Annotated in this window: 23 protein-coding genes and 1 pseudogene; 2 read left to right on the plus strand and 22 right to left on the minus strand. The window is 61.6% G+C overall.

Going from position 1 to position 22561, the window contains the following annotated elements; all coding sequences use genetic code 11:
• Positions 1-126 precede the first annotated feature (126 nt).
• The 7 genes from WEU32_RS03550 to WEU32_RS03580 form a co-directional block, all read right to left on the minus strand.
• Positions 127-1488, minus strand: a complete 1362-nt coding sequence (locus WEU32_RS03550) for a glutamate--cysteine ligase (protein WP_406852881.1) — start codon at positions 1486-1488, stop codon at positions 127-129.
• A 77-nt stretch (positions 1489-1565) separates the two neighbouring features.
• Positions 1566-2285 carry a 16S rRNA (uracil(1498)-N(3))-methyltransferase gene (locus tag WEU32_RS03555; RefSeq protein WP_406852882.1) on the minus strand — a complete coding sequence of 240 codons (720 nt, stop codon included), beginning with the start codon at positions 2283-2285 and terminating at the stop codon, positions 1566-1568.
• A gap of 57 nt (positions 2286-2342) precedes the next feature.
• The gene (locus WEU32_RS03560; protein ID WP_312135236.1) at positions 2343-2657 is read right to left on the minus strand and encodes a hypothetical protein; all 315 of its coding nucleotides are present in this window, start codon (positions 2655-2657) and stop codon (positions 2343-2345) included.
• Positions 2658-2713: 56 nt separating this feature from the next.
• On the minus strand, positions 2714-3601 hold the full coding sequence (locus WEU32_RS03565; protein WP_406852883.1) for a bestrophin family protein: 888 nt from the start codon (positions 3599-3601) through the stop codon (positions 2714-2716).
• Between the two features lie 56 nt (positions 3602-3657).
• The gene (locus WEU32_RS03570; RefSeq protein WP_406852884.1) at positions 3658-4827 is read right to left on the minus strand and encodes an acyl-CoA dehydrogenase family protein; all 1170 of its coding nucleotides are present in this window, start codon (positions 4825-4827) and stop codon (positions 3658-3660) included.
• A gap of 104 nt (positions 4828-4931) precedes the next feature.
• The gene (locus WEU32_RS03575) at positions 4932-6713 is read right to left on the minus strand and encodes an acyl-CoA dehydrogenase C-terminal domain-containing protein (protein WP_406852885.1); all 1782 of its coding nucleotides are present in this window, start codon (positions 6711-6713) and stop codon (positions 4932-4934) included.
• Between the two features lie 2 nt (positions 6714-6715).
• Positions 6716-7204 (minus strand): MerR family DNA-binding transcriptional regulator, encoded by a 489-nt coding sequence (locus WEU32_RS03580; protein WP_312135244.1) that lies wholly within the window; start codon positions 7202-7204, stop codon positions 6716-6718.
• Between the two features lie 202 nt (positions 7205-7406).
• Here WEU32_RS03580 and WEU32_RS03585 point away from each other — a divergent pair, with 202 nt between their 5' ends.
• The gene (locus WEU32_RS03585) at positions 7407-8147 is read left to right on the plus strand and encodes an SDR family oxidoreductase (protein ID WP_312135246.1); all 741 of its coding nucleotides are present in this window, start codon (positions 7407-7409) and stop codon (positions 8145-8147) included.
• 129 nt (positions 8148-8276) lie between these two features.
• Here WEU32_RS03585 and WEU32_RS03590 read toward each other — a convergent pair whose 3' ends face one another.
• From WEU32_RS03590 to WEU32_RS03660, 15 genes and pseudogenes are all read right to left on the minus strand, one after another.
• Positions 8277-9482, minus strand: a complete 1206-nt coding sequence (locus tag WEU32_RS03590) for an acetyl-CoA C-acyltransferase (RefSeq protein ID WP_406852157.1) — start codon at positions 9480-9482, stop codon at positions 8277-8279.
• 5 nt (positions 9483-9487) lie between these two features.
• Positions 9488-9871, minus strand: a complete 384-nt coding sequence (locus WEU32_RS03595; protein ID WP_406852156.1) for a nuclear transport factor 2 family protein — start codon at positions 9869-9871, stop codon at positions 9488-9490.
• A gap of 10 nt (positions 9872-9881) precedes the next feature.
• Complete coding sequence (locus tag WEU32_RS03600) at positions 9882-10337, minus strand: MaoC family dehydratase (RefSeq protein WP_406852155.1); 456 nt, start codon at positions 10335-10337, stop codon at positions 9882-9884.
• Position 10338: 1 nt separating this feature from the next.
• A pseudogene (locus WEU32_RS03605) lies at positions 10339-11126 on the minus strand (SDR family oxidoreductase).
• Positions 11123-12031 (minus strand): SDR family oxidoreductase, encoded by a 909-nt coding sequence (locus WEU32_RS03610; protein WP_406852886.1) that lies wholly within the window; start codon positions 12029-12031, stop codon positions 11123-11125. Before WEU32_RS03610 ends, WEU32_RS03605 begins: the two are co-directional and overlap by 4 nt.
• A gap of 3 nt (positions 12032-12034) precedes the next feature.
• Positions 12035-12487 (minus strand): nuclear transport factor 2 family protein, encoded by a 453-nt coding sequence (locus WEU32_RS03615; protein ID WP_406852887.1) that lies wholly within the window; start codon positions 12485-12487, stop codon positions 12035-12037.
• A gap of 3 nt (positions 12488-12490) precedes the next feature.
• Entirely contained in the window at positions 12491-13642 is a 1152-nt protein-coding gene (locus WEU32_RS03620) for an acetyl-CoA C-acetyltransferase (protein ID WP_406852888.1), read from the minus strand.
• The gene (locus WEU32_RS03625; RefSeq protein WP_406852889.1) at positions 13642-14673 is read right to left on the minus strand and encodes an acyl-CoA dehydrogenase family protein; all 1032 of its coding nucleotides are present in this window, start codon (positions 14671-14673) and stop codon (positions 13642-13644) included. Before WEU32_RS03625 ends, WEU32_RS03620 begins: the two co-directional genes overlap by 1 nt.
• 6 nt (positions 14674-14679) lie before the next feature.
• On the minus strand, positions 14680-15834 hold the full coding sequence (locus tag WEU32_RS03630; RefSeq protein ID WP_406852890.1) for an acyl-CoA dehydrogenase: 1155 nt from the start codon (positions 15832-15834) through the stop codon (positions 14680-14682).
• Positions 15834-16583, minus strand: coding sequence for an enoyl-CoA hydratase family protein (locus tag WEU32_RS03635; protein ID WP_406852891.1), 750 nt, complete (start codon positions 16581-16583; stop codon positions 15834-15836). The genes WEU32_RS03630 and WEU32_RS03635 overlap by 1 nt, the downstream gene beginning before the upstream one ends.
• Before the next feature lie 25 nt (positions 16584-16608).
• On the minus strand, positions 16609-17682 hold the full coding sequence (locus WEU32_RS03640) for an NAD(P)H-dependent flavin oxidoreductase (protein ID WP_406852892.1): 1074 nt from the start codon (positions 17680-17682) through the stop codon (positions 16609-16611).
• A gap of 3 nt (positions 17683-17685) precedes the next feature.
• Positions 17686-18594 carry an enoyl-CoA hydratase gene (locus WEU32_RS03645; protein WP_312135266.1) on the minus strand — a complete coding sequence of 303 codons (909 nt, stop codon included), beginning with the start codon at positions 18592-18594 and terminating at the stop codon, positions 17686-17688.
• A gap of 4 nt (positions 18595-18598) precedes the next feature.
• Positions 18599-19378 (minus strand): CoA-transferase subunit beta, encoded by a 780-nt coding sequence (locus WEU32_RS03650; protein WP_406852893.1) that lies wholly within the window; start codon positions 19376-19378, stop codon positions 18599-18601.
• Positions 19379-19390: 12 nt separating this feature from the next.
• Entirely contained in the window at positions 19391-20272 is an 882-nt protein-coding gene (locus tag WEU32_RS03655; RefSeq protein ID WP_406852894.1) for a CoA transferase subunit A, read from the minus strand.
• 3 nt (positions 20273-20275) lie between these two features.
• Positions 20276-21196: a VOC family protein gene (locus WEU32_RS03660; RefSeq protein WP_406852895.1), complete on the minus strand. Its 921-nt coding sequence runs from the start codon at positions 21194-21196 to the stop codon at positions 20276-20278.
• Between the two features lie 136 nt (positions 21197-21332).
• Between WEU32_RS03660 and WEU32_RS03665 the strand changes: the two genes are divergently transcribed.
• Positions 21333-22559 (plus strand): flavin-dependent monooxygenase, encoded by a 1227-nt coding sequence (locus WEU32_RS03665; protein WP_406852896.1) that lies wholly within the window; start codon positions 21333-21335, stop codon positions 22557-22559.
• The last annotated feature ends 2 nt before the right edge of the window (positions 22560-22561 follow it).

A 22561-nucleotide genomic window follows, 5' to 3' on the forward strand; every position in this document is an offset into this window, starting at 1 on the left:
CAAAGAAACGGACGACGCTGTTTCCTCAAGGCTTAACGCCTGAGGCCGGAAGGACAAGCGCCAGAAAGCCACACCCGGCCTGTTCGCTGTTGAACAAGCCGTGATGCGGCCCTTTGGCGTTTGAAATCAGTAGGCAAAATCGCGGTAAAGGCGCGACAGGTCGCTCTGCCAGTCGCCGTGATACAGGCTCAGCAGACGCTCGGCCGGGGTGATGCCGCTATCGGCAATCTCTTCCAGTTCACCCAGATAACCGCGTTCGTCCACCATGCCGGCGGACAGGCGGTTGCGGTTTTTCAGGCCATCCTTGGCAATGGCCACCATATCGACGGCAACATCGCGTACGCTGCGGTCATTGACCTCGGCCTTCAGGCCCAGACGGGTCACGTCGCGGCGCAGGCGCTCGTGGTCGGCGATGTCCCAGTCCTTGCACAGGTCCCATGCGGCAGCCAGCGACGGCGCATCATAGAAGATGCCGGTCCACAGGGCGGGCAGGGCGCAGATGCGGCTCCACGGGCCGCCATCGGCACCGCGCATTTCGAGGTATTGCTTCAGGCGCACCTCGGGGAAGAGGGTCGTCAGGTGGTCGGCCCAGTCCTTGATATTGGCGCGGTCACCCGGCAGGGCATCGACCTTGCCGTCGATAAAGGCGCGGAAGGACTGGCCGGACAGGTCTTCGTAAACATCGCCGCGCTTGGCGAAATACATCGGCACGTCGAGCGCATAATCGACATAGCGCTCATAGCCGAAGCCGTCGGCGAACACGAAGTCCAGCATGCCGGTGCGGTCCGGATCGGTATCGGTCCAGACATTGGCGCGGGCCGACAGGAAGCCACTGGGCTTGCCCTCGATAAAGGGGCTGTTGGCGAACAGGGCTGTGGCGATGGGTTGCAGGGCCAGCGAGGTGCGGAACTTTGCCACCATGTCGGCCTCGGACGCGAAGTCCAGATTGGCCTGAATGGTCGAGGTCCGCAGCATCATGTCGAGGCCCAGCTTGCCCTTGGTGGGCATATAGGCGCGCATGATGTTGTAACGGCCCTTGGGCATGACCGGCACGTCTTCGCGTTTCCACATCGGATCGAAACCGACGCCGAGGAAGCCCAGACCGATCTGGTCGGCCACCTGCTTGACCTCCATCAGGTGGCGGCCTGTCTCGTCGCAGATGTCGTGCATGGTCAGCAAGGGCGCGCCCGACAGCTCGAACTGGCCACCCGGCTCAAGGCTGATGGAGGCGGTAAAGCCTTCGGCGTTTTTGCGCTCCAGAGCGATGACGTTTTCGCCTTCATAGACCGGTGCCCAGCCGAAACGGGTCAGGCCGTCCAGCATGGCCTTGATGCCGCTTTCGCCTTCATAGGCGGGGCGGCGCAGGGTTGAGCGGTCAAAGCCGAACTTTTCATGCTCGGCACCCACGCGCCACTGATCAACGGGCTTTTCGCCACGGCTGATGGTTTCGATCAGCTGATCTCTGGTAAGCGGCGCGTTGTCGGCCATGTGTAACCCCTGTTGTTGCGGGTTAGATGATGCACGGGAAAGCTCTGCACAAGCCCCCGCAAAGGTTCAAAAGCGGATTATCGTTCCCAGTCCCCAACCGCATACTGCCACAGGGTCATGGCCGAGATGGCGGCGGTGTCGGCGCGCAGGATGCGCGGGCCAAGGGAAACGGCGGTGGTAAAGGGCAGGGCGCGTAGCATTTCGCGCTCTTCCGGCGAAAAACCGCCTTCGGGACCGATCAGGATCGACCATGCGCCGCCGCCTGCTTTTTGCAGGGCTGGGATGGCAGGATCGCCACCGGTTTCATCACAGAACATCAGCTTGCGGCCCTCGGGCCAGTCCTTGAGGATGTCGGGCAGTTTTCTGGATTCATGCACAACCGGCACATCCAGACGGCCTGTCTGTTCGGCGGCTTCCTCGACAATGGCATCCAGACGATCCAGCCGAATACGTTCGGCATTGGTGCGCTGGGTGATGGCCAGTTGCACCGACTTGGCCCCCAGCTCGGCGGCCTTTTCGACCACAGTTTCCACACGGGCCTTTTTGATACCGGCAAGGATCAGTTCGAGGTCGGGACCGTAAATCTGGGTGCGGGTCTGTTCGATGCAGCGCAGGATGACGCCTTTCTTCAGTACCTCAAGCACCTCGGCGCGCCATTCGCCGTCCTTGCCGTTGAACAGCAACAGGTCGTCGCCCTGTTTCAGGCGCATGACCTGCGTCAAATAGCGGGACTGGTCGAGGGTGGGGGCTACGGCATGGCCGTCTGCCAGAGGGGCGGTGACGTGAAGGCGGATCATGAAACGGATTTAGCCGAGCCTGTGTCCGCCGTCACGTCATCGCGACAAAGGAAAATATCAGGATGGGGCGCTGGCCTGCGGCTCGGGCGACGGGCGGGCTTCGGGCACGACGCGGTCAACGGCTTCGCCCACCTTGTCGGCAGTATTGCCGACCCTGGCGGCAGCATCGGCGACGGCATTGTCCTTAACTTGACGGGTCTGGGTCATGGTAAAGGCGAAATAGCCGATCAAGCCAATCGCGATCAGGGCGATCAACACCCCGATAAAGCCCATACCGCCACCGCGTTTTTCGGTCACGATTGTGTTCGGGCTTTCGGTGGTGATGTGCTCCACGGTGCCATCGGGATGCTCCACGCGACGTTCGGTGGTCATGGGGTTCCTCCTGTGTTGTGCCTTATCAAGGCGCAGGAGGGCCATGCGGTTCCGCCTTAGCTGAGACGGTCGCGCTTGGCGGGCCAGACGGGGGGCAGGTTGGTCAGCCCCTGGGCATGGCGCAGTTCGCGCTCTAGCATCCGGCTCATGGCATCCAGCGGCAGGTCGTTGGGATCATCGCCGAACGGGTCTTCCAGTTCGTCGCCCAGAGCGTCCAGTCCGAAGAAGGTGTAGGCCACCAGTAGCGACACCGCCATGGTCCACCATCCCAGTGCTGGGGCCAGCGCAAAGGGCAGCATCAGGCAAAAGGCGTGGGCGGTCCTGTGTAGCAACAGGGCATAGGCAAAGGGCAGGGGCGTGGTCTTGATCCGCTCGCAACCGGCCAGAACATGGCTCATTTCGGTCAGGCGCGTTTCCAGAACAGAATAGCGGATCGGGTCAATCAGGCCATCTTGCAGCAGTTCGACACAATGCTGGCCTGCGCGGTTCAAGGTCGCATCGGTTGGATGGGGCGAGGTCTGAAGCGTCATCCATTTGGCGATGGCAGCCTGTTCATCCTGACCGCGTAAACGGGCGGCCAGGCCAAAGACAAAAGCGCCCAGCGCGTCCAGCATCGGGGCGCGGCGATCGGCGGGCAAAAGCGCGGTCTGGCGAATGAACGAGCGCACGGCGATGATCAGTTCGCCCCACAGTTTGCGCGCCTCCCACCAGCGGTCATAGCAGGCATTGTTGCGGAAGCTCATGAAGATCGACAGCGCCAGCCCGATCAGGGCAAAGGGTGCTGCCGCCAGATGCACCGGCAGGTCGGGACGTGTCCGGTGCAGCATAATCGCGCCCACCGTAATGGCGGCTGTCAGGCACAAACGCCCGATGACGCGGGGCAGGATCGACCCGTTGATAGCGAACAGGATTTGCAGCGGGCCGGGGCGGGAGCGAACGATCATGTCGCCCGCCTACCGCCCCGAAATGTCTTTTTTGGGCTGAACCTCGAGAGTTCTGCTTAGAGCGTCCTAGCGATCAGCAGTTTCATGATCTCGTTGGTGCCGCCATAGATGCGCTGGACGCGGGCGTCCTTATACAGCTGGGCGATCGGGTATTCGGTCATATAGCCATAGCCGCCGAACAGTTGGAGCATTTCGTCGATGACCTCGCCCTGTATATCGGTGACCCAGTATTTGGCCATGGAGGCGGTGGCGGCATCCAGCTTGCCCTGTAGGTGCTGCTCGATGCAATGGTTCACGAACACGCGCGCAACCGTCAGCTTGGTCTTGACCTCGGCCAGTTTGAACTGGGTGTTCTGGAAGTCGAGGATGCGTTTGCCAAAGGCCTTGCGCTCTTTGACATAGGCGATGGTGGCTTCCAGACCGCGCTCGGAGGCGGCGATGCCCTGAACAGCGATGTTCAGGCGCTCCTGCGGCAGTTGCTGCATCAGCTGCACAAAACCCATGCCTTCCGAACCGCCGATGGCGTTTTCCAGCGGCACCTTCACATCATTGAAGAACAGCTCGGAGGTGTCGTTTGCCTCCATGCCGATCTTGTGCAGGTTGCGCCCGCGCTCGAACCCTTCGGCACCGTCGGTTTCCAGACAGATCAGGGTCGTGCCCTTGGCCCCTTCGGCAGGGTCGGTTTTGGCCACGACGATGATGAAGTTGGCCAGTTGCCCATTGGTGATGAAGATCTTGGAGCCGTTCAGGACGTAATGGTCGCCCTTTTTGATGGCAGTGGTCTTGATGCCTTGCAGGTCCGAACCTGCGCCTGGTTCGGTCATGGCGATAGCGCCGACCAGTTCGCCCGATTGCAGACGCGGCAGCCAGCGCGCTTTTTGCTCTTCGGTGCCGTAATGCCAGATATAGGGCATGACGATCGCATTATGCAGCGAGATGCCGAAATGGTCGGCCCCCTTCCAGCCCAGTTGCTGCATGATTACCACCTCGTGGCGATAGTCGCCGCCAAAGCCGCCGTCTTCTTCGGGCATGGACACGCCCAGAAGTCCTGCATCACCTGCCGCATTCCAAAGGTCGCGCGGAACGGACGATGCCGCGATCCATTGGGCGAACTTTTCCGGTGGGGCGTGGTCGTCGATCCACTTGGCGACGCTGTCATTGAACAGGATCAGGTCTTCATCTTGCATGAAGGACGGCAGAGGCAGGTTCAGGACATTGGCGGACATTGGGCTTCCTCATGGTGATCGTCCGCTCTTGATGGCGGGCTGATGCGTAGGTTGGGCAAAGAAAAAGGCCTTCCCCGAGGGAAAGGCCTTTTCAGTTTTATTGATCAGAAGGCCGAGGCTTCGAGGCCCATCAGGACTTCGGCACCGGTCTTCAGCTTGGTCAGGTGCGCGGCAGCATCCGGCAGGATGCGCTCGACGAAGTAACGGCCCGTCTTCAGCTTGTTGGCATAGAACGGATCGCTGTCACCGGCGTCGATCTTGGCCTGTGCAGCCTTGGCCATCTGGGCCCAGATATAGGCATAGGCAGTCAGGCCGAACAGGTGCAGATAGTCGCTGGAGGCGGCACCGGCATTGTCCGGATTGGCCATGCCGTTCTGCATCAGCCACATGGTGCCTTCCTGCAGCTTGGCCTTGGTATCGGCCAGACCGTCGACATAGGCCTTGATGGCTGCGTTGCTCTGGTTTTCCGACACGAAGGCGTCGATGTCGCCGAACCACGACATGATGGCGCGACCGCCCTTGGCCGGCAATTTACGGCCAACGAGGTCCAGCGCCTGAATGCCGTTGGTGCCTTCATAGATCATGGTGATACGGGCATCGCGCAGATACTGCGAGGCTTGGAAGTGCTCGGTATAGCCCGAACCGCCATGAACCTGCATGCCCAGCGAGGCAACGTGGAAACCACGGTCGGTCAGGAAGGCTTTCAGGACGGGGGTGATCAGACCCATATAGTCGTTGGCCTTTTGGGCCACGGCCTCGTCCTTGGAATGTTGCAGGTCGGCCTGCAGCGCGGTCCACAGGATGAAGGCGCGACCGCCTTCGACATAGGCCTTGGCTTCCATCAGCATGCGACGCACGTCCGGATGGACGATGATCGGATCAGCCGGACCGTCAGGGTTCTTCGGACCGGTCAGGGCGCGGCCCTGCAGGCGGTCATTGGCGAACTCGACGGCGTGTTGATAGGCGGCATCGCCGATGGCCAGACCTTGCAGGCCGGTGCCGAGGCGGGCCTCGTTCATGACCACGAACATGTTGTTCATGCCGCGGCCTTCTTCGCCGATCAGCCAGCCCTTGGCGTCTTCATACTGCATGACGCAGGTGGCGTTGCCGTGGATGCCCATCTTGTGTTCGAGGCCGACGCACTGAACGCCGTTGCGCTCGCCGATATTGCCTACATCATCAGCGTGGAATTTCGGAACGAGGAACAGGGACAGGCCCTTGATGCCGGGAACTGCGCCTTCGACACGCGCCAGAACCGTGTGGACGATGTTGTCGGCAAAGTCGTGCTCGCCGGCCGAAATCCAGATCTTCTGGCCGGTGATGGCATAGGAGCCGTCGCCGTTCGGCACGGCCTTGGTGCGGACCATGCCCAGGTCCGTGCCGCACTGCGGCTCGGTCAGGTTCATGGTACCGGTCCACTCGCCGGTCGCCATCTTGGGCAGCCACTTCTTCTTCAGTTCGTCCGAACCGTTGGCCTCGATGCCGTGGAAGGCACCGGCAGTCAGGCCCGGATACATCGAAAAGGCCGCAGAGGCGGCAGCGGTGAACTGACCGACCGCCATCGACAGGATGGAGGGCAGGCCCTGACCGCCGAATTCGGGGCTGAAGGCGAGACTGGTCCAGCCCGCCTCGACCATTTGTTTATAGGCGTCTTTCCAGCCTGTCGGGGTGGTGACGACGCCGTTTTCCAGCTTGCACTGTTCGATGTCGCCGGTCTTGTTGATCGGTGCAATCACGCCGTCGGCGAATTTGGCACCTTCTTCGAGGATCGCATCGATCAGATCACGCGAGACATCGGGATTGCCGAAATGCTCGGCGTGGGTTTCGACTTGAAGCACATCGTGCAGGACGAAAGACAGGTCACGGACGGGCGACTGATAGGCCATGGTTAAGCTCTCGCTTTGAAAGGCTGGTAGAGATTGTCGGGATCGTTGAGGCGTTCGCTCAACAGCGAAGCGTAGGCATCCGCTCCGGGCAGTAGGTCCGGCCTGTGTTCGGCCAGTGTGCGTTCCATCCAGGTGCAGGCTTCTTCGGCCGTTTCGATAGCACCTTGAATGTCTTCGAGTTGCTGCTTCAGCGCCTCTACACGGGCGCGGTGACGCGGCAGGGCAATCGCCATCTGATGGACATTGTGTTCCTTGCGGTCATAGAGATCCATCATTTCTTGGATCTCCTGCAGGGTGAAGCCGATGCGCCTACCGCGCATGATCAGCTTCAAACGCGCACGGTCGCGCGCCGTGTAAACACGCGTCTGACCCTTGCGGGTGGGGGTCAAGAGCCCCTTGTCCTCGTAAAAACGAAGCGCACGGGCCGTCGCGCCAAATTCGCGGCACAGTTGCCGGATCGAATAGGTGCGGAGATCGTCTGCGTTAGCCATGCGGCTAGATAACTTTACGTTGGCGTAAAGTGCAAGAGCTTTACGCGCGCGTAAACGTAAGCTTTTTGTGAGTGGCGATTATACGCCATACTTGCGCTATGTGTCAGCGAATAGCTAACCTGACTGGTTTGTTGTGGACATTTATACGTAAATTGATGTTTCTTTATAGGGTAATTCAATAAATGCGTAATGAGGTGGCGTCTTGGCTTCTGTTGCACTGGTTACCGGTGGCACCAAGGGTTTGGGGCTGGTCACGGCGCAGCGTCTGCTGGCCGATGGCTATCGGGTATTCGTCTGTGGTCGCAATGATACGGGCGATCTGGGTGCGTTGGAGTTTATCCGTTGCGATGTGCGTGATCCGCAGGACGTGGCGGCGATGGTGGCGGACATCCGCGCCAAGGCCGGTCCGGTGCGTGTGGTGGTGAATAATGCCGGTGGTTCGCCGCCCAGCAATGCTGGTACTGCCTCGCCGCGCTTTGCCGAAAAGATTGTCGGGCTGAACCTGATGGCCCCGTTATGGGTATCGCAGGCGGTCTATGCCGACATGGTCGAACATGGCGGCAGCATCATCAATATTTCCAGCGTCTCGGCCCTGCGTCCTTCGCCGGGAACGTCTGTGTATGCTGCGGCAAAGGGCGGGCTTTTGGCCCTGACCCGCAGTCTGGCCAATGAATGGGGACCGAACATCCGCGTCAATGCGGTGGTGGTTGGCTATATCGAAACCGAACAGACCGAGACGACCTATGGCACTCATGAGGCCCAGTCAGGCATCAGCCGTAATATCGGCCTAAAACGTCTGGGCCGTAGCGCCGAGATCGCCGATGCGGTGGCCTATCTGGCGTCCGATGCAGCCTCCTATGTTTCGGGGGCGGTGCTGGAGGTTCATGGCGGGGGCGAGCGTCCGGCCTTCCTCGATGTGCTGGAACAGGCGGGCCAGCTTTAAAGAGATTGCACTGACGACGGGCTGAGGGGCTGTCGTCAGTTGCATAGGGGGCCGGCATCTCCTGACGGCCCCCGCACCTCATAAAAAGGCCCGCCATCCGGCGGGCCTTTGCGTTTGTGTCGAGGCCGATCAAGCGACCTCGAAGAGACCGGCGGCACCCATGCCACCGGCGACACACATGGAAACGATGACATATTTTACGCCGCGACGCTTGCCCTCGATGAGGGCGTGGCCGACGAGGCGCGAGCCGGTCATGCCGAAGGGGTGGCCGATGGCGATGCCGCCGCCATTGACGTTGAGGATGGCGGGATCAATGTCGAGGTGGCGCTGGCAATAGAGCGCCTGAGAGGCAAAGGCCTCGTTGATCTCGAACAGGCCGATATCGCTCATCTTCAGACCCGCACGCTTGAGCAGTTTGGGGATAGCGAAGACGGGACCAATGCCCATTTCCTCGGCCTTGCAGGCGGCGACCTGGAAGCCGCGATAGATGCCCAGAACCGGCAGGTTTTCAGACTGGGCGGTCTTCAAGTCCATAATGACCTGAGCCGAGGCCCCGTCCGACAACTGGCTGGCATTGCCGGCGGTGACGTGGCGGCCTTCCTTGATGATCTGGCCGTCCTTGAAGACGGGCTTCAGACCCGCGAGTGCCTCATAGGTCGTGCCGGCACGGATGCCTTCGTCGGACGACAGGGTGACCTCTTCCTCGCCAATCTCTTCGCCGGTCTTGGCGAACAGGGTCTTGGAGGTGGTCAGCGGGACGATCTCGTCATTGAACAGACCGGCAGCTTGAGCGGCGGCTGCACGCTGCTGGCTCTGGGCGGCGAAGTGGTCTTGGTCTTCGCGGCTGACGCCATAGCGGTCGGCGACCAGTTCGGCGGTTTCGATCATGGCCATATAGGCGTGCGGATCATGCTCCAGCACCCGCTTTGAGCGGTTGCGATAGGTCGGCATGTGCTTGTTCAGGGTCAGCGAGATGCTTTCCATCCCGCCCGCAACCGCCGCGTCGATCTCGTCAGTCATGATGCCGCGCGCCGCCAGCGCAATGGCGTTCAGGCCCGACGAGCATTTGCGGTCCAGCGTAAAGCCCGCCACGGTTTCATCGGGCAGTTTGGAGGCATGGACGCTGAGACGGCCAAGGTTGTAGCTCTGGGTGCCCCAGTGATTGCCGACGCCTAAGTAAACATCGTCGATACGGGCCGGATCAAGACCGGCACGGTCCAGCGCGGCATCTATCACATGGGCCGACAGGACAGGGGCCTCGGTATTGTTCAAGGCCCCGCGATAGGCCTTGCCGACGCCGGTGCGGGCTGTGGAGATAATGGCAGCTTCGCGCATAGGATTTACTCCGTAGAACCATGCATATTGTTGGGGCCCCAATAGGCGGTCATCTGTTGGACCAGACCGTCGGGGTTGAACTCGAAGGTGTCGATGACGTCGATCCGGCACGGCCCCTCGGGCAGGGTCAGATCGACGCTGAAAGCAAAGGCGGCGATGCTGGCCGAGGTGCGGACCGGACCGTGAAGGGTCAGTTTGGGACCCATTTTCATGGAGCCTTGATAGAAGGCCCTGATGGCATCGTGGCCGACCACAGGCTGGGCATCGACCGGATCACGCACCACGGCATCGGCAGCATAGAGACGGACCACAGCCTCGGCATCGCCGGTTTCAAAGGCCGCGACATAGGCTTCGACCGTTTCGATCATTTTCTGCGGCGATACCGACATGGCGAACCCTTTAAGGAATGTAGCGGCTGATGGTGGAGGCAATACAGGCGGGCTTGTCGTGGCCTTCGATCTCGACCGTCACATCGACCGTGACCTGAACGCCGGTGCCTTTTTGCTCGATCTTGCTGATCACGCCGGCACCGCGAATGCGCGAGCCGACCTTGACCGGAGCCAGAAACCGCACCTTGTCCAGACCGATGTTCAGGCCCGACGATACGCCATTTACGGTGATCAGTTCGGGCATGAAGGCGTTGACCAGAGCCAGTGTCAGATAGCCGTGGGCAATGGTGCCGCCAAACGGGCCGTCCTTGGCGCGGGCGGGATCAACGTGGATCCACTGCATGTCGCCGGTCGTCTCGCCAAAGCGGGTGACACGGTCCTGTTCGACCGACAGCCATTCGGTGTGGCCGAGGTCACGGCCCTCGGCACCGAGCAGGGCGTCCGGCGTATCGAAGACAACGCCCATCTTACGCCCTCTGGCTGGAGGCCGAGATGACCTCGCCGGTCAGATAGGATGACAGGTCGCTGGCGAGGAACACCATGATGTTGGCGATCTCCCAAACTTCGGCCGGACGGCCAAAGGCTTCGCGCTTGGACAGTTCAGCCAGCATCTCGTCCGTCGTGACCTTGGCGAGGAACGGGTGCATGGCCAAGGACGGCGAGACGGCATTGATACGCACGCCGTGTTCGGCGGCTTCCACCGCCGAGCAACGGGTAAAGGCCATCACGCCCGCCTTGGCAGCGGCATAGTGGGCCTGACCCTTTGCGCGCGCCAGCCCAGCACCGAGGCATTGTTTACAATAACGCCGGACTTGGCTTCATACATCAGCGGCAGGAAGGCACGGCTCATGCGGAACACCGAGGTCAGGGTCACGTCCAGAACGCGCTCCCACTGCTCGTCGGTCATGTCCACGACATCGACCTCGCCGCCCAGACCGGCATTGTTGATCAGCACGTCGATACGGCCCAGCAGCCGAAACGATTCATCGCGCAGACGATCCACATCGGCCTGATTGGTCACGTCGCAGACAACCGTATGCGGACGCACGCCAACCGCCGCCTCGATGGCATCGGCAGCCTCGCCCAGACGGCGCTCGTGGAAGTCGCTGATGACCAAGGTCGCGCCTTCTTCAGCCGCCCGCTTGGCCGCCGAGAAACCGATACCGGTCCCCGCCGCAGCGGTAATCACCGCCGTCTTGCCCTTCAGCAAACCACGGCCCTCAGGGTATGCGGGGGGTGTGTTTACAAAGCTCATGCTTGGGTGCCCCAGACAGGTTTGGCCGCAGCGCGTTCGGCCACTAATTTATCAACGACCGGACCCAGCTCGTTCGCCTGCCAGCGTGCGCCCTTGTCTTGCGAGGGACTGTCGGTCCAACCCTCGGACAGGAAAATGCGGCCACCGATCAGCTCGAAGACCTGACCCGAAATGTGAGCGGACTGACCACTGCACAGCCACGCCACCAGCGGAGCCATATTGGCGGGGGCATAGACGTCGAACGCGCCGTCCTTGGCGTTCATGTCAAAGCCGCCGGTTGCGGTCATGCGGGTACGGGCATTGGGGGCCAGAGCATTGGCGGTGATGCCATAACGGGCCAGTTCCGCCGCCTGAACCAGTGTCAGGCTGGCAATACCGCCCTTGGCTGCCGAATAGGCCGACTGACCAACCGAGCCCTGTAGGCCCGCGCCCGAGGTGGTGTTGATGATGCGGGCATCGACCGGATTGCCTGCTTTTTGTTGAGCGCGCCAGTAATCGACGGCGTGGCGGCTGGTGCAGAAATGGCCGCGCAGATGGACGCGCAGGACGGCGTCCCATTCGTCGGGCGTGCAGGAGACGAACATACGGTCGCGCACGAAACCGGCATTATTGACCACGGCGTCCAGACGACCAAAGGTGTCGATGGCGGTCTGGACCATGGTCTGGCCGGCTTCCCAGTCGGCCACATCGCCGGTATTGGCGACCGCTTGCCCGCCCAGTGCGATGATTTCATCGACAACCTGTTGGGCGGCACCCTTGGAGGCACCGTCCTCGCCGTGGGTGCCGACGCCCAGATCGTTGACCACGACCTTGGCCCCTTGTGCGGCCAGTTCCAGAGCATAGGCCTTGCCCAGCCCGTTACCCGCGCCGGTAACAATCACAACGCGATTTTCGCAGATGCCCATAGGTTATACGTCCCCGGCAGGTTTTGACATTTGAAGGTGGGCGCTTACGTCGCCCATGAAGTCGATCTGGAGATAGCGGCGCTCAAGAAAGCGCCACGCCCCGTCGATGATGGCCAGCCGGTCGTGATAGCGACCGGTGGCCACGATCTGTAGCGGCAGGCTGTCGGTGGCTTGCACCACGGTCCATTGCGACCAGCACTGTGCGGTCTGACCATCGTCTGACAACTGGATGCGCGGATTGGTGGTCAGGTGGCGCGTGCGCGGTGTGCCGTCGGCATACAGATGCACCGTCTTGTTCCACATGGCGACGATGGCGTCTTCGCCCCTGATCTCGGTGTTTCCGGCCATCAGGGCACCGTGGTCGAACAGACGGGCCGCCCCGGCAAAATCACCCGCGTCGAACAGGTCGGCATAGGTGTAGAGCAGGTTGGGAATGTCGATGGCAGGGTTCGTCATGGCTTACAGGCGCTCGATAATGGTGACATTGGCCTGACCGCCGCCTTCACACATGGTTTGCAGGCCGTAGCGGCCGCCTGTGCGCTCGAGGCCGTTCAGAAGGTTGGTCATCAGGCGCACACCGGTGGCCCCGATGGGATGGCCCAGCGCGATGGCCCCGCCCATGATGTTCAGCTTTTCGTGCGGAACATTCAGCTCTTTCATCCACGCCATCGGCACGGAGGCAAAGGCCTCGTTGCACTCGAACAGGTCGATATCCTCGACCTTCATGCCAGCTTTTTGCAGCGCATATTGCGTCGCAGGGATCGGGCCGGTCAGCATCCAGACCGGATTATCGGCGCGCACCGAGATGTGGTGGATGCGCGCGCGCGGCTTCAGGCCGTGAGCCTTCACCATGGCTTCCGACGCGATCAGCATGGCGGCGGCGGCGTCGCAGTTCTGGCTGGCGACGCCGGCGGTGATGACGCCGCCTTCATTGACGGTTTTCAACGAGGCCAGACCTTCCAGTGTGGTGGTCGGGCGGATGGTTTCGTCGTGCGACAGGTCTTCGAGAGGGGCGATATCGCGGGTGTACCAGCCCTGTTCGGTGGCATGCTGGGCGCGCTGGTGCGAGGCGACGGCGAAGGCTTCCATGGCTTCGCGGGTCAGACCCCATTTGTTGGCGATCATTTCCGCCGAGCGGATCTGGTTGACCTCTTCGTCGCCATAACGGGCATCCCAGCCCTTGGCCCCACGGAAGGGTTCTTCAAAGCCGAACTGCGGGCCGACCAGCATGGCCGCCGAGATCGGGATACGGTTCATGGCCTGACTGCCGCCAACCACAACCATGTCCTGCGTGCCGGACAGGATGCCTTGGGCGGCGAAATGGATGGCCTGTTGCGACGAGCCGCACTGGCGGTCGATGGTCACGCCGGGGACGTGTTCGGGCAGGCCCGCGCACAGCCATGCGGTGCGGGCAATATCGCCTGCCTGACCGCCGATAGTGTCGGTGCAGCCCCAGATCACGTCATCCACCAGTCCGGCATCCACACCCACGCGCTCCATCAGCGCCTTGATCGGATGTGCGGCCAGATCGGCCGGATGAAGCTCGGCCAGCGAACCTTTTTTACGGCCGGTGGGGGTGCGAACAGCGTCGATAATATAGGCTTCGGCCATCAGGCGACCTCGGATGCAAAGGTTTGGTCCGGCCCGACGGGTCGGTTGAAAATACGCTCGGAAACGCGGGCGCGGTGCAGGGCGGGTTCGCCCCAGCTATAGGTCAGGCCCAGCGCACGTTTGAGGATGAGGTGGACATCGACCTCGTAGCTGTAGCCCATGGCCCCATGGACCTGCAGGCTGGCGCGCGAGGCGTAGTCGGCGGCTTCCAGACAGGCCAGCTTGGCCTGACTGATGCGGGCGCGGCTGAAGATGTCGTTATTGCCAAGGCCCGCGGCGGCGGCATGCAGAACCGGACGGGCGAACTCGATCCTGGTCTGGGCCGAGGCGAGATGGTGCTTGACCGCCTGATAGGTGCCAATCGGCTTGCCAAACTGCTGGCGTTCCTTGGCGTATTCGACGGCTAGATCGACAGCGCGTTGGGCCAGTCCCAGACCTTGGGCGGCGCTGAACAGGGCGGCGCGATCAAAGGCCTGATCCCACAGTTCTGCACGGTCGGAAATCTGGGTGGCACGGTCCGGCGTCCAGTCCACTTTGAACAGGCGGCGGAACGGGTCGATGCTGTCCACGCGGGTCAGGGTGACCTGCGACGGGTTCAGCAGGTGCGTCGCGCCATTGTGGTTCAGCAGGATGGCGTCGGCGATGTCGGCATCAGCCACGACCGGATTGATCGGGTGGGCAATGGCGATGCGCTTGGACGGATCGGACAGGTAATCCGACGCAGGCGAAACCGCAGCCAGCAGAGGCGCGGCAACCCCTGCGCTTTCCACTAGCGGTTCGGGCAATAGATAATAGCCAGCCGCCTCGGCAATCAGGGCAAAGTCGAGCGCGCCCAACTCAAGACCACCAGCGGCCTCGGGTAGCAAAACAACCGTCAGGCCGGTCTCGACCACGGCGTTCCAGCGGTCTTGATCGAACGCATCTTTGCGCTCCAGCATCTTGCGCAAACGCAGGGTGTCGCAGGTATCAGCCAGCACCGTGCGGGCGGCCTCTACGAACATCAGTTGGTCTTCGGAAAGGGTGAAGTCCATTGCGCCCTACCTCGGCAGGCCGAGCATGCGCTCGGCGATGATGTTGCGCTGAATCTCGTTGGAACCGGCATAGATCGGGCCAGCGAGGGCGAAGATGTAATCGTCGATCCAGAGAGGCTGGCCCTCGATGGCGGGCGGTGCCGTAAACTCGGCTTCGGGGCCGAGGATGCGAAGCGCCGTGTCGTGCAGGTGGATGTCCAGTTCCGACCAGAAGATCTTGTTGGTGCTGGTTTCCGGCCCGATCTTACCGCCGCTCATCAGGCGGCTGGCGGTGGCATAGATGTTGAGGGCATAGGCCTCGGCATTCATCCATGCCTTGACGACCTCGGCCTCGATGGACGGATCGCATTGGTCTTTGCGGGCTTGGTACAGGGCGGCAAGATTGGCAGCGGCGACCTGATAACGGGCAGGCGAGCGCAGCATCAGGCCGCGCTCGAAACCGGCGGTGGCCATGCAGATGTGCCAGCCCTGACCCTCGTCACCCAGACGGTTGAAGGTCGGAACGCGCACGTTCTCGAGGAAGATTTCCGCAAAGCCGACGTGGCCGTTCATCTTGGGAATGGCGTTGACGGTGACGCCCTCGGCATTCAGCGGGAAGAAGATCAGGCTGAGGCCCTTGTGGCGCTCGGTGCCGGGTGTGCGGAACAGGCCGAACGCCCAGTCTGCGAACACGGCGCGCGAAGACCAGATCTTGTGGCCATTGAGGATATAGTCGTCGCCGTCCTGAACACAGGTGGCGCGAACGCCCGCAAGGTCCGAACCGGCTTGCGGCTCCGACCATGCCTGCGCCCAGATTTCATCACCGGAGGCCATGGGCGGCAGGAAGCGCGACTTCTGCTCGTGGGTGCCAAACTCGATCAGGGTTGGGCCCAGAAGGAAGATGCCGTTCTGGTTCACGCGACCGGGGGAACCGGCGCGGTAATATTCTTCTTCGAAGATCAGCCAGCTGATCAGATCAAGGCCACGACCGCCGTATTCCTTGGGCCATGTGACCATGCCCCAGTCGCCGGATTTGAGGGTGGCTTCCCATGCGCGGTGGGCCTCGAAACCTTCGCGGGTGGCGTCGAAATGCTCCAACGGTTCGGCAGGGACGTTTTGCGCCAGCCATTCACGCACCTCGGCGCGGAAGGCGTCGTGTTCGGGGGTGTAGGACAGCTCCATCAGTATTTCGCCGTCTTGCCGCCATCGACAAAGGCGTCGCGGGCCTTCTGGCTGTCCTCGTGCATATACATTTCCAGCGTAAAGCCCTGCTCGAAACGGTAGCCGTGATCGACGTCGCGGGCCTCGAGTCCATTCAGCGCCTGCTTGGCCAGCAGAAGTGCGGTGCGGCTCTTGGCGGCGATGATGGCGGCAAAGGTGCGGGCCTCGCCAGCCAGTTCCTCGCGGGTGACGACCTTGTGGATGCCGCCCAGACGCCATGCGTCCTGTGCCGTAATGCGGCCTCCGGTAAAGAAGGCGGCGCGCACGACATGCAGCGGGAACATGCGCGACAGGTGCGAGGCGCCGCCCATGGCGCCACGGTCAATCTCGGGCAGCGAGAAGAAGCAGTCATCGGACGCGATCACGGTATCCGACGCGCCGCAAATGCCGATGCCGCCGCCAATGACAAAGCCGTGGGCCTCAGTCACGACCGGAACGGGGCAATCGCGCACGGCCTTGAAGGTTTCGTAATTGCCGCGGTTCAGTTTGACGATGCGCTCGGGGTGGGCCTGCATCTCCTTGATGTCCACGCCGCCGCAAAAGCCACGGCCCTCGGCGCGGATCAGCACCACGTTCACGTCTTCGCGCGAACCGGCCTCAAGAATGATACCGGGCAGGGCGCACCACATATCGGAATCAAAGGCGTTGACCGGTGGATGGTCGAAAACGATTTCGGCGATCCGGTCTTTGACGCTCAGGGTAATGGGCATCTGGGAACTCGCGATAAAAGTTAAATCAGGGACGCAAGGCGGCGACGGCATCCATGCGGGCCAGTGCCTCGGCTATGGTGCGGTCAACCAACTCACGGCAGGTCGGGATTTCGTTGAGACGGCCACCGACAAGACCCGTGGCCAGAACACCGTCCTTGACGTCGCCGTGGACGACGGCCTTCTGGATCAGGGTCGGCATGGTGGCGGCCATCAGGGCCTGTTTCAGCGGCTGTTCGCCATGGCCGGTCATGCCCTTTGCGCTTTTAAGCAGGTCGCCAAAGCTGGCCCCTGTCTGGCGCTTCATAATCATGGCGGCCTCGAAGGCGCGCAGCCACATTGAAAGCGGGCCGGACTTTTCGATACGGTCCATCAGCGGCGTGCGGATCAGGCGCTGGGGAATGCCGTCCAGCTTCGTTGAAACGATGATCTGGTCGGTGCCTGCCTTGAGGTAGCTGGCCTTGGCCTGCGCATGGACGGGGCTTTCCTGCGTCATCAGGAAACGCGTGCCCATGGCGATACCGACCGCGCCAAACGACAGGGCCGCCGCCAGTCCACGACCATCGGCAAAGCCACCTGCGGCAACGACAGGGATTTTCACGGTGTCGAGGACCTGGGGCAGCAGGATGGTGCTGGGGACCGAGCCTGTGTGGCCGCCGCCTTCGCCGCCCTGAACCGTGACCATGTCACAGCCCAGTTGCTCCATTTTTTGCGCGTGTTTTACGGCACCGACCGTGGGGATGCAGAGGATACCGGCATCCTTGAAACGGCCGATCATCTTGGCATCGGGACCACGGCCGAAAGAGACGGCGCGGATCTGGTCCTTGTTGGCGAGGATCGTCTCGACGATCTGGTCTGCGCCCGGCTGGAACATGTGGAAGTTCACGCCGAACGGCTTGTCGGTGCCGTTGCGGACTTCAAGGATTTTGGCGCGGGCCTCGTCCGGTGTCATGACGGCGGCACCGAGGAAACCGAAGGCGCCTGCCTCGACGCTGCCGATGACCAGCGATGGTTCGGCAACCCAGCCCATAGCCGTCTGGATGATCGGTGCGCGGCAGCCGAGACGCTCGGTCAGTGCTGTAGAAATATTCCCCCCCGCCACGACCTATTCCCCCGACTTGGCCGCTTGGGCCTTATTGGCCGCTGCCATGGATTTGGCATCCATGCCGCCCAGATTGTGACCCATGACCAGATCGCTCTGGGCGTGGGCGAAATGGTGCATGTGGAAGACCGCATCCATCGCCGTGCGCTTGCCGCGCAGGTCCTCGACATGGTTCAGCGCCTGTTTGGTCAGCCAGTTGCCCAGACGCGGGCGGGTGGCCAGTTCGTTGGCCATGGCCATCACGTCGTCCATCAGTTTTTCACGCGTGGACAGACGGTTCACCATACCGAAATTCCATGCGCGTTCGGCGGGCATACGCTCACCCAGCATGATGAATTCCTTGGCAATGCGCGGCGGCAGTTCGAACCCGTGGGCGAAATATTCGACGCCCGGAATACCCATGCGGTTCACAGGGTCCTGGAAGAAGGCATCATCGGTGGCGACGATGAAATCGCACACCCATGCCAGCATCAGGCCGCCCGCAACACAGGCCCCCTGAACCGCCGCGATGGTCGGCTTGGAGATGTCGCGCCAGCGGCGGCACATACCCAGATAGACCTCGTGTTCGCGGGTATAGAGGAACTCGGCCTTGGGCTTGTTGGTGTGGTCGGCCACCAGATGCGCGCGATCAAAGGTTTCGGTGACGTCGCGCCCAGGGGTGCCGATGTCATGACCTGCAGAGAAATGCTTGCCCGCGCCCGCCAGAACAATGGCCCTGACATTGTCGTCGTCCACCGCCTGTTTGAAGGCAGCGTCCAGCGCATAGGTCATCTGGCTGTTCTGGGCGTTGTTAAAGGTCGGGCGGTTCATGGTGATGACCGCCACGTGACCCTTGACCTCGTAGAGGACGGGCGTGTCGGTCTCGTAAACCACATCAGCCTGACGCGGGTCGGCAAAGCTGTGCAGGTCCATGATATTAGCCCCTTACGCCTGCTGGATTGTCCTTGATCATCTTTGCGCGGATGTTCTTCGGATCAATCTTGGCCATGGCGGCCAGTTCGGCTTCGGTCGGTGCGGGCGTGACCGGAAGGTTCTCCAGACGGGCCAGCTCAAAGCCCGTATTGTCCTGAACCTCCTCGAAGGTCACACCGGGGTGCAGCGAGATCACGCGCATGGCGCGATCGGGACCGCCGAAATCCATCACGCACAGATTGGTGATGATGCGCCCCAGATCCAGCCAGTTTGGCACCTTGCCGTCCGGATAGCGGGACGGATTGAAACCGGGCGAGCAGACATAGTCCACCTCGCCAGCCACAAAGGCGCGTTTGCTGTGGCTGGTGAAGATGAAGCTGTTCAGGTGACAGGTGGTGTTACCGGGGAATCCACGCGCGCCAAGCATGGCGGACTTGGGTTTCTTGTGGTCGCCGATGACGCTGATATTGGTCTGGCCAAAACGGTCCATCTGCACAGGAGCCACCATGGAATGACGCTTGCCGCTCCACAGGGTGGTGAAGACGCGTTGATAGGGAATCCAGCCTTCGATCTCGAAATCGGTGCTGGACAGGCCCGGCCCAAGCGGTTCGGTGGTGTAGAAGCACTCGCCGTCCGTGGTCATCAGGTCGGGGTTGTACAGGGTCTTTGCGACACCTGCGGCAATGCGGGGCAGGGGGCCAATGCCCGTGCCCATGATCTCGCCATCATCGGCCCAGCATTGGGCCGCGGCGGCAATCATCAGTTCGGCCAAGGAATAAGACATTTCCAGAACCCCTTAATAAGCCGGTTTGCGCAGGGCGCGGATGGCATCGACACCGCCAACTGCGGCGACATAGGTTTCGTGCGGTACGTCCACGAAACGCTGGCGGTATTCGGACAGAAGCTCTGGCGAGGTGGCCGCATCGCAGTAGGTTTTCAGATGCTCCATATCGATGTGGTAGTCCGGCTCGGCGCTGGTCGGATGGGCACCGAAAGGCACCTCGGCCACACCGGCCACAAGGGCGCGGTCGATAATGTTGAAGCGGCTATTGGCGCGCATATCCAGTTCGGCCGTCGTGACCAGTTTCTCGGTCGTCACAAAGGTGCGCTTGGCGGCGCGGGCGAGAATCTCGTCAAACAGAGGATCGGGCGACAAGGTCAGCACATTGCCGCGCTCGTCCGAACGGTGAACGTGGATCAGGGCGGCATCCAGAGGAATGGCGGGTACGGCCACCAAGGTTTCACCATCGTCAAACGGGCTGGTGACGGTTTTGGACAGTTCCGGCTGTTTGATCAGATCGGTGCCCAGACCGATGCGGGTGGCCATGAACGGCACCTGCATGGCGGCGGCCATCAGGGCCATCTGGTAGTGGCCTTCATCCAGTTCGAGGATGTCAAAGCCACCGGCCTGACGCGCCGCACGGAAATGCGGGTCCAGCGGAATCTGGTCCATGCTGACGAACGAGAAGATCAGCTTTTTGATCTTACCCGAGGCGGCCAGAATCCCGATGTCAGGACCGCCATAGGTCATGAGCGTCAGGTCTTTGAGCTTGGAGCGGGCAATGGCACGCGCCAGAGCCATCGGCTTGCGGCGGGTAGCCCAGCCACCCAGACCGATAGTCATACCGTCTTCGAGTTGGTCGACGATGTCGTCGATCGTCATACGCTTGTCAGCCATAACCTAGTCCTCGGCCTCCCAGGCCCATTTGTGGCCCCATGCACTCACCGCCATACTGGTGGTGGGCACCCATGTTTGCGGGTCGATTACCAGACCGTTCCAGCCGTATTCGAGATCGAAACCGCCGGGGGTCTGGACGTAGAATGAGATCATCTTGTCATTGACGTGCTGGCCCAGCGTCGCCGAGATCGGAATGGCACCCTTGCTCTTGAGCGCGCGGTCATAGGCGCGGCCGACATCGGCCAGTTCCTTGACTTCGAGCATGATGTGCACGGCACCATTGGGGCTTTCCGGCATCTCGCCCAGAGCCAAGCTGTGGTGGCGGCCATTGGTGGCATGCATGAAGGCAAAGCCGACGCCCGGATCTTCACGGCCACCACCTTGCAGGTAGAAGCGACCCAGATCGGTGTCCTTGAAGCCCAGAACAGACTTGTAGAATTCGTGCACCGTCTCGAAGCTCGGAGCGGTCAGGACGACGTGGCCCATGCCCAAGTCGCCATTGTCGCCGGTGACAAAGCCGCTGGTGCCCGCTTGCGAGCTGAACGGGGCATAGTCAACGAAACGACCGTGGTAGATTTCGAAGGCGTGGCCGTCCGGATCGGTCGAGCGCACGATTTCATAGGTCTGGCGGGCGCGAGCTTCCAGCACATCGACGTGTTCGACAGGGCGACCGACAACCTTCAGGGCTGCGACGGCGGCGTCAAATGCGGCCTTGTCGGCAAATTCCCAACCGGGGGCGACAAAACGATCCTGTTCGCCCTTCTGGATCCAGAATCGGTAAGGGCGGTCATCGATACGGAAAAGCGCGACGTCGGGATTGGCTGACGGGGCTTCCATCATGCCCAGAAACTCGACGGCGAAGCTGCGCCAGCGGTCGAGATCCGTCGCCTCCACCACAATATATCCCAAAGAGCTTACGGCCATGCGTCGAACCTCCCCGTTTGTGCATTCGACTGATTTTTGTGCCGAACGCTCGCTTGACGATTTGCGTATTAAACAATAACTCTTTTTACGCAATATGAAAGTTCTATCCGCTTTTTAGCAGAAGGATGCAAGCCAGATGGTCGATAACTCTGCACCTGTGGCAGCCCGCAAAAACGAGGCTGCGGCCTCAATCCCGACACCGGCAGAGTTGATTGAGCGCGCCCGCGCCCTGATCCCGGCCATCCGTTCGCGCGCTGTGCAATGCACCGCCGAGCGCCGCGTCCCGACCGAGACGATTCGTGAAATCGAAGCGGCAGGCCTGTTCCGGATTCTCCAGCCGAAACGCTGGGGCGGTTATGAAATGGAACCGAACGTCTTCTTCGAGGTGCAGAAACTGCTGTCGCAGGGCTGTATGTCGACGGGTTGGGTGTTCGGTGTGGTTGGTGGCCACCCCTATGAAATCGCCCTGTTCCCGCATCAGGCGCAGGTCGATGTCTGGGGCGAGGACGATACGGTTCTGGTGTCGTCGTCCTATCAGCCGGTGGGCAAGGTCGAGCGTGTCGAAGGTGGCTTCAAGCTGTCGGGCCACTGGGGCTTCTCGTCCGGCTCGGAACATTGCAACTGGGTATTGCTGGGCGCGATGATCCCGCCGCTCAATGCCGGTGATCCGCCGGATATGCGCACCTTCCTGTTGCCGCGTAGCGACTATCGTATCGAAGATGCCTGGTACACGTTCGGCCTTCAGGGCACGGGCAGTCAGGACATTGTCGTCGAGGATGCCTTTGTGCCGGAATATCGCACGCACAAATCGGCTGACGGCTTCTTCTGCACCAATCCGGGTCAGGTCGAGAATGACGGCCCGCTGTATCGTCTGCCGTGGGCGCAGGTGTTCCTGCGTCTGGTTTCGACCTCGGCGCTGGGGACCACGATTGCGGCTCTGGACGGTGCCACCAAGATTATGGAAAGCCGTATCTCGACCAATACCGGCAAGGCGTCCAAGGCTGATCCGCTGCTGCAAGGCGCGATCGCTCGCGGCTATGCCGAGGTGGACGAGATGGAAACCGTCCTCACGCGCAATATGGATGTGCTTTATGGCCGTTCGGTCGCCGGCGAAGAGGTGACGATGGAAGAGCGTGCGCGTTTCCGTTACCAGTCTTCGACCGTCGCGCGTCGCTGTGCCGAGATCGTCGATGCGCTGCTGCCGCTGCTAGGTGGTCGTGCCATCTATATGCACAGCCCGCTGATCCAGCCGTGGCTGGACCTGCACGCCGCCCGCCAGCACGTCGCCAATGATCCGGGCAATGGTGCGGCAGACGTGATCGGTACCCGTTCGGGCCAAGCCCCGTCCTTCATGTTCATGTGAGG

The organism is Brevundimonas sp. BH3 (assembly GCF_045345115.1).
Taxonomy (GTDB): Bacteria; Pseudomonadota; Alphaproteobacteria; order Caulobacterales; family Caulobacteraceae; genus Brevundimonas.

What these genes read in the sequence shown, in the direction of transcription:
- WEU32_RS03550 (WP_406852881.1), bottom strand. Translation starts at nt 1,488, where the DNA reads ATGGCCGACAACGCGCCGCTTACCAGAGATCAGCTGATCGAAACCATC.
- WEU32_RS03555 (WP_406852882.1), bottom strand. Translation starts at nt 2,285, where the DNA reads ATGATCCGCCTTCACGTCACCGCCCCTCTGGCAGACGGCCATGCCGTA.
- WEU32_RS03560 (WP_312135236.1), bottom strand. Translation starts at nt 2,657, where the DNA reads ATGACCACCGAACGTCGCGTGGAGCATCCCGATGGCACCGTGGAGCAC.
- WEU32_RS03565 (WP_406852883.1), bottom strand. Translation starts at nt 3,601, where the DNA reads ATGATCGTTCGCTCCCGCCCCGGCCCGCTGCAAATCCTGTTCGCTATC.
- WEU32_RS03570 (WP_406852884.1), bottom strand. Translation starts at nt 4,827, where the DNA reads ATGTCCGCCAATGTCCTGAACCTGCCTCTGCCGTCCTTCATGCAAGAT.
- WEU32_RS03575 (WP_406852885.1), bottom strand. Translation starts at nt 6,713, where the DNA reads ATGGCCTATCAGTCGCCCGTCCGTGACCTGTCTTTCGTCCTGCACGAT.
- WEU32_RS03580 (WP_312135244.1), bottom strand. Translation starts at nt 7,204, where the DNA reads ATGGCTAACGCAGACGATCTCCGCACCTATTCGATCCGGCAACTGTGC.
- WEU32_RS03590 (WP_406852157.1), bottom strand. Translation starts at nt 9,482, where the DNA reads ATGCGCGAAGCTGCCATTATCTCCACAGCCCGCACCGGCGTCGGCAAG.
- WEU32_RS03595 (WP_406852156.1), bottom strand. Translation starts at nt 9,871, where the DNA reads ATGTCGGTATCGCCGCAGAAAATGATCGAAACGGTCGAAGCCTATGTC.
- WEU32_RS03600 (WP_406852155.1), bottom strand. Translation starts at nt 10,337, where the DNA reads ATGGGCGTTGTCTTCGATACGCCGGACGCCCTGCTCGGTGCCGAGGGC.
- WEU32_RS03610 (WP_406852886.1), bottom strand. Translation starts at nt 12,031, where the DNA reads ATGGGCATCTGCGAAAATCGCGTTGTGATTGTTACCGGCGCGGGTAAC.
- WEU32_RS03615 (WP_406852887.1), bottom strand. Translation starts at nt 12,487, where the DNA reads ATGACGAACCCTGCCATCGACATTCCCAACCTGCTCTACACCTATGCC.
- WEU32_RS03620 (WP_406852888.1), bottom strand. Translation starts at nt 13,642, where the DNA reads ATGGCCGAAGCCTATATTATCGACGCTGTTCGCACCCCCACCGGCCGT.
- WEU32_RS03625 (WP_406852889.1), bottom strand. Translation starts at nt 14,673, where the DNA reads ATGGACTTCACCCTTTCCGAAGACCAACTGATGTTCGTAGAGGCCGCC.
- WEU32_RS03630 (WP_406852890.1), bottom strand. Translation starts at nt 15,834, where the DNA reads ATGGAGCTGTCCTACACCCCCGAACACGACGCCTTCCGCGCCGAGGTG.
- WEU32_RS03635 (WP_406852891.1), bottom strand. Translation starts at nt 16,583, where the DNA reads ATGCCCATTACCCTGAGCGTCAAAGACCGGATCGCCGAAATCGTTTTC.
- WEU32_RS03645 (WP_312135266.1), bottom strand. Translation starts at nt 18,594, where the DNA reads ATGGACCTGCACAGCTTTGCCGACCCGCGTCAGGCTGATGTGGTTTAC.
- WEU32_RS03650 (WP_406852893.1), bottom strand. Translation starts at nt 19,378, where the DNA reads ATGTCTTATTCCTTGGCCGAACTGATGATTGCCGCCGCGGCCCAATGC.
- WEU32_RS03655 (WP_406852894.1), bottom strand. Translation starts at nt 20,272, where the DNA reads ATGGCTGACAAGCGTATGACGATCGACGACATCGTCGACCAACTCGAA.
- WEU32_RS03660 (WP_406852895.1), bottom strand. Translation starts at nt 21,196, where the DNA reads ATGGCCGTAAGCTCTTTGGGATATATTGTGGTGGAGGCGACGGATCTC.
- WEU32_RS03665 (WP_406852896.1), top strand. Translation starts at nt 21,333, where the DNA reads ATGGTCGATAACTCTGCACCTGTGGCAGCCCGCAAAAACGAGGCTGCG.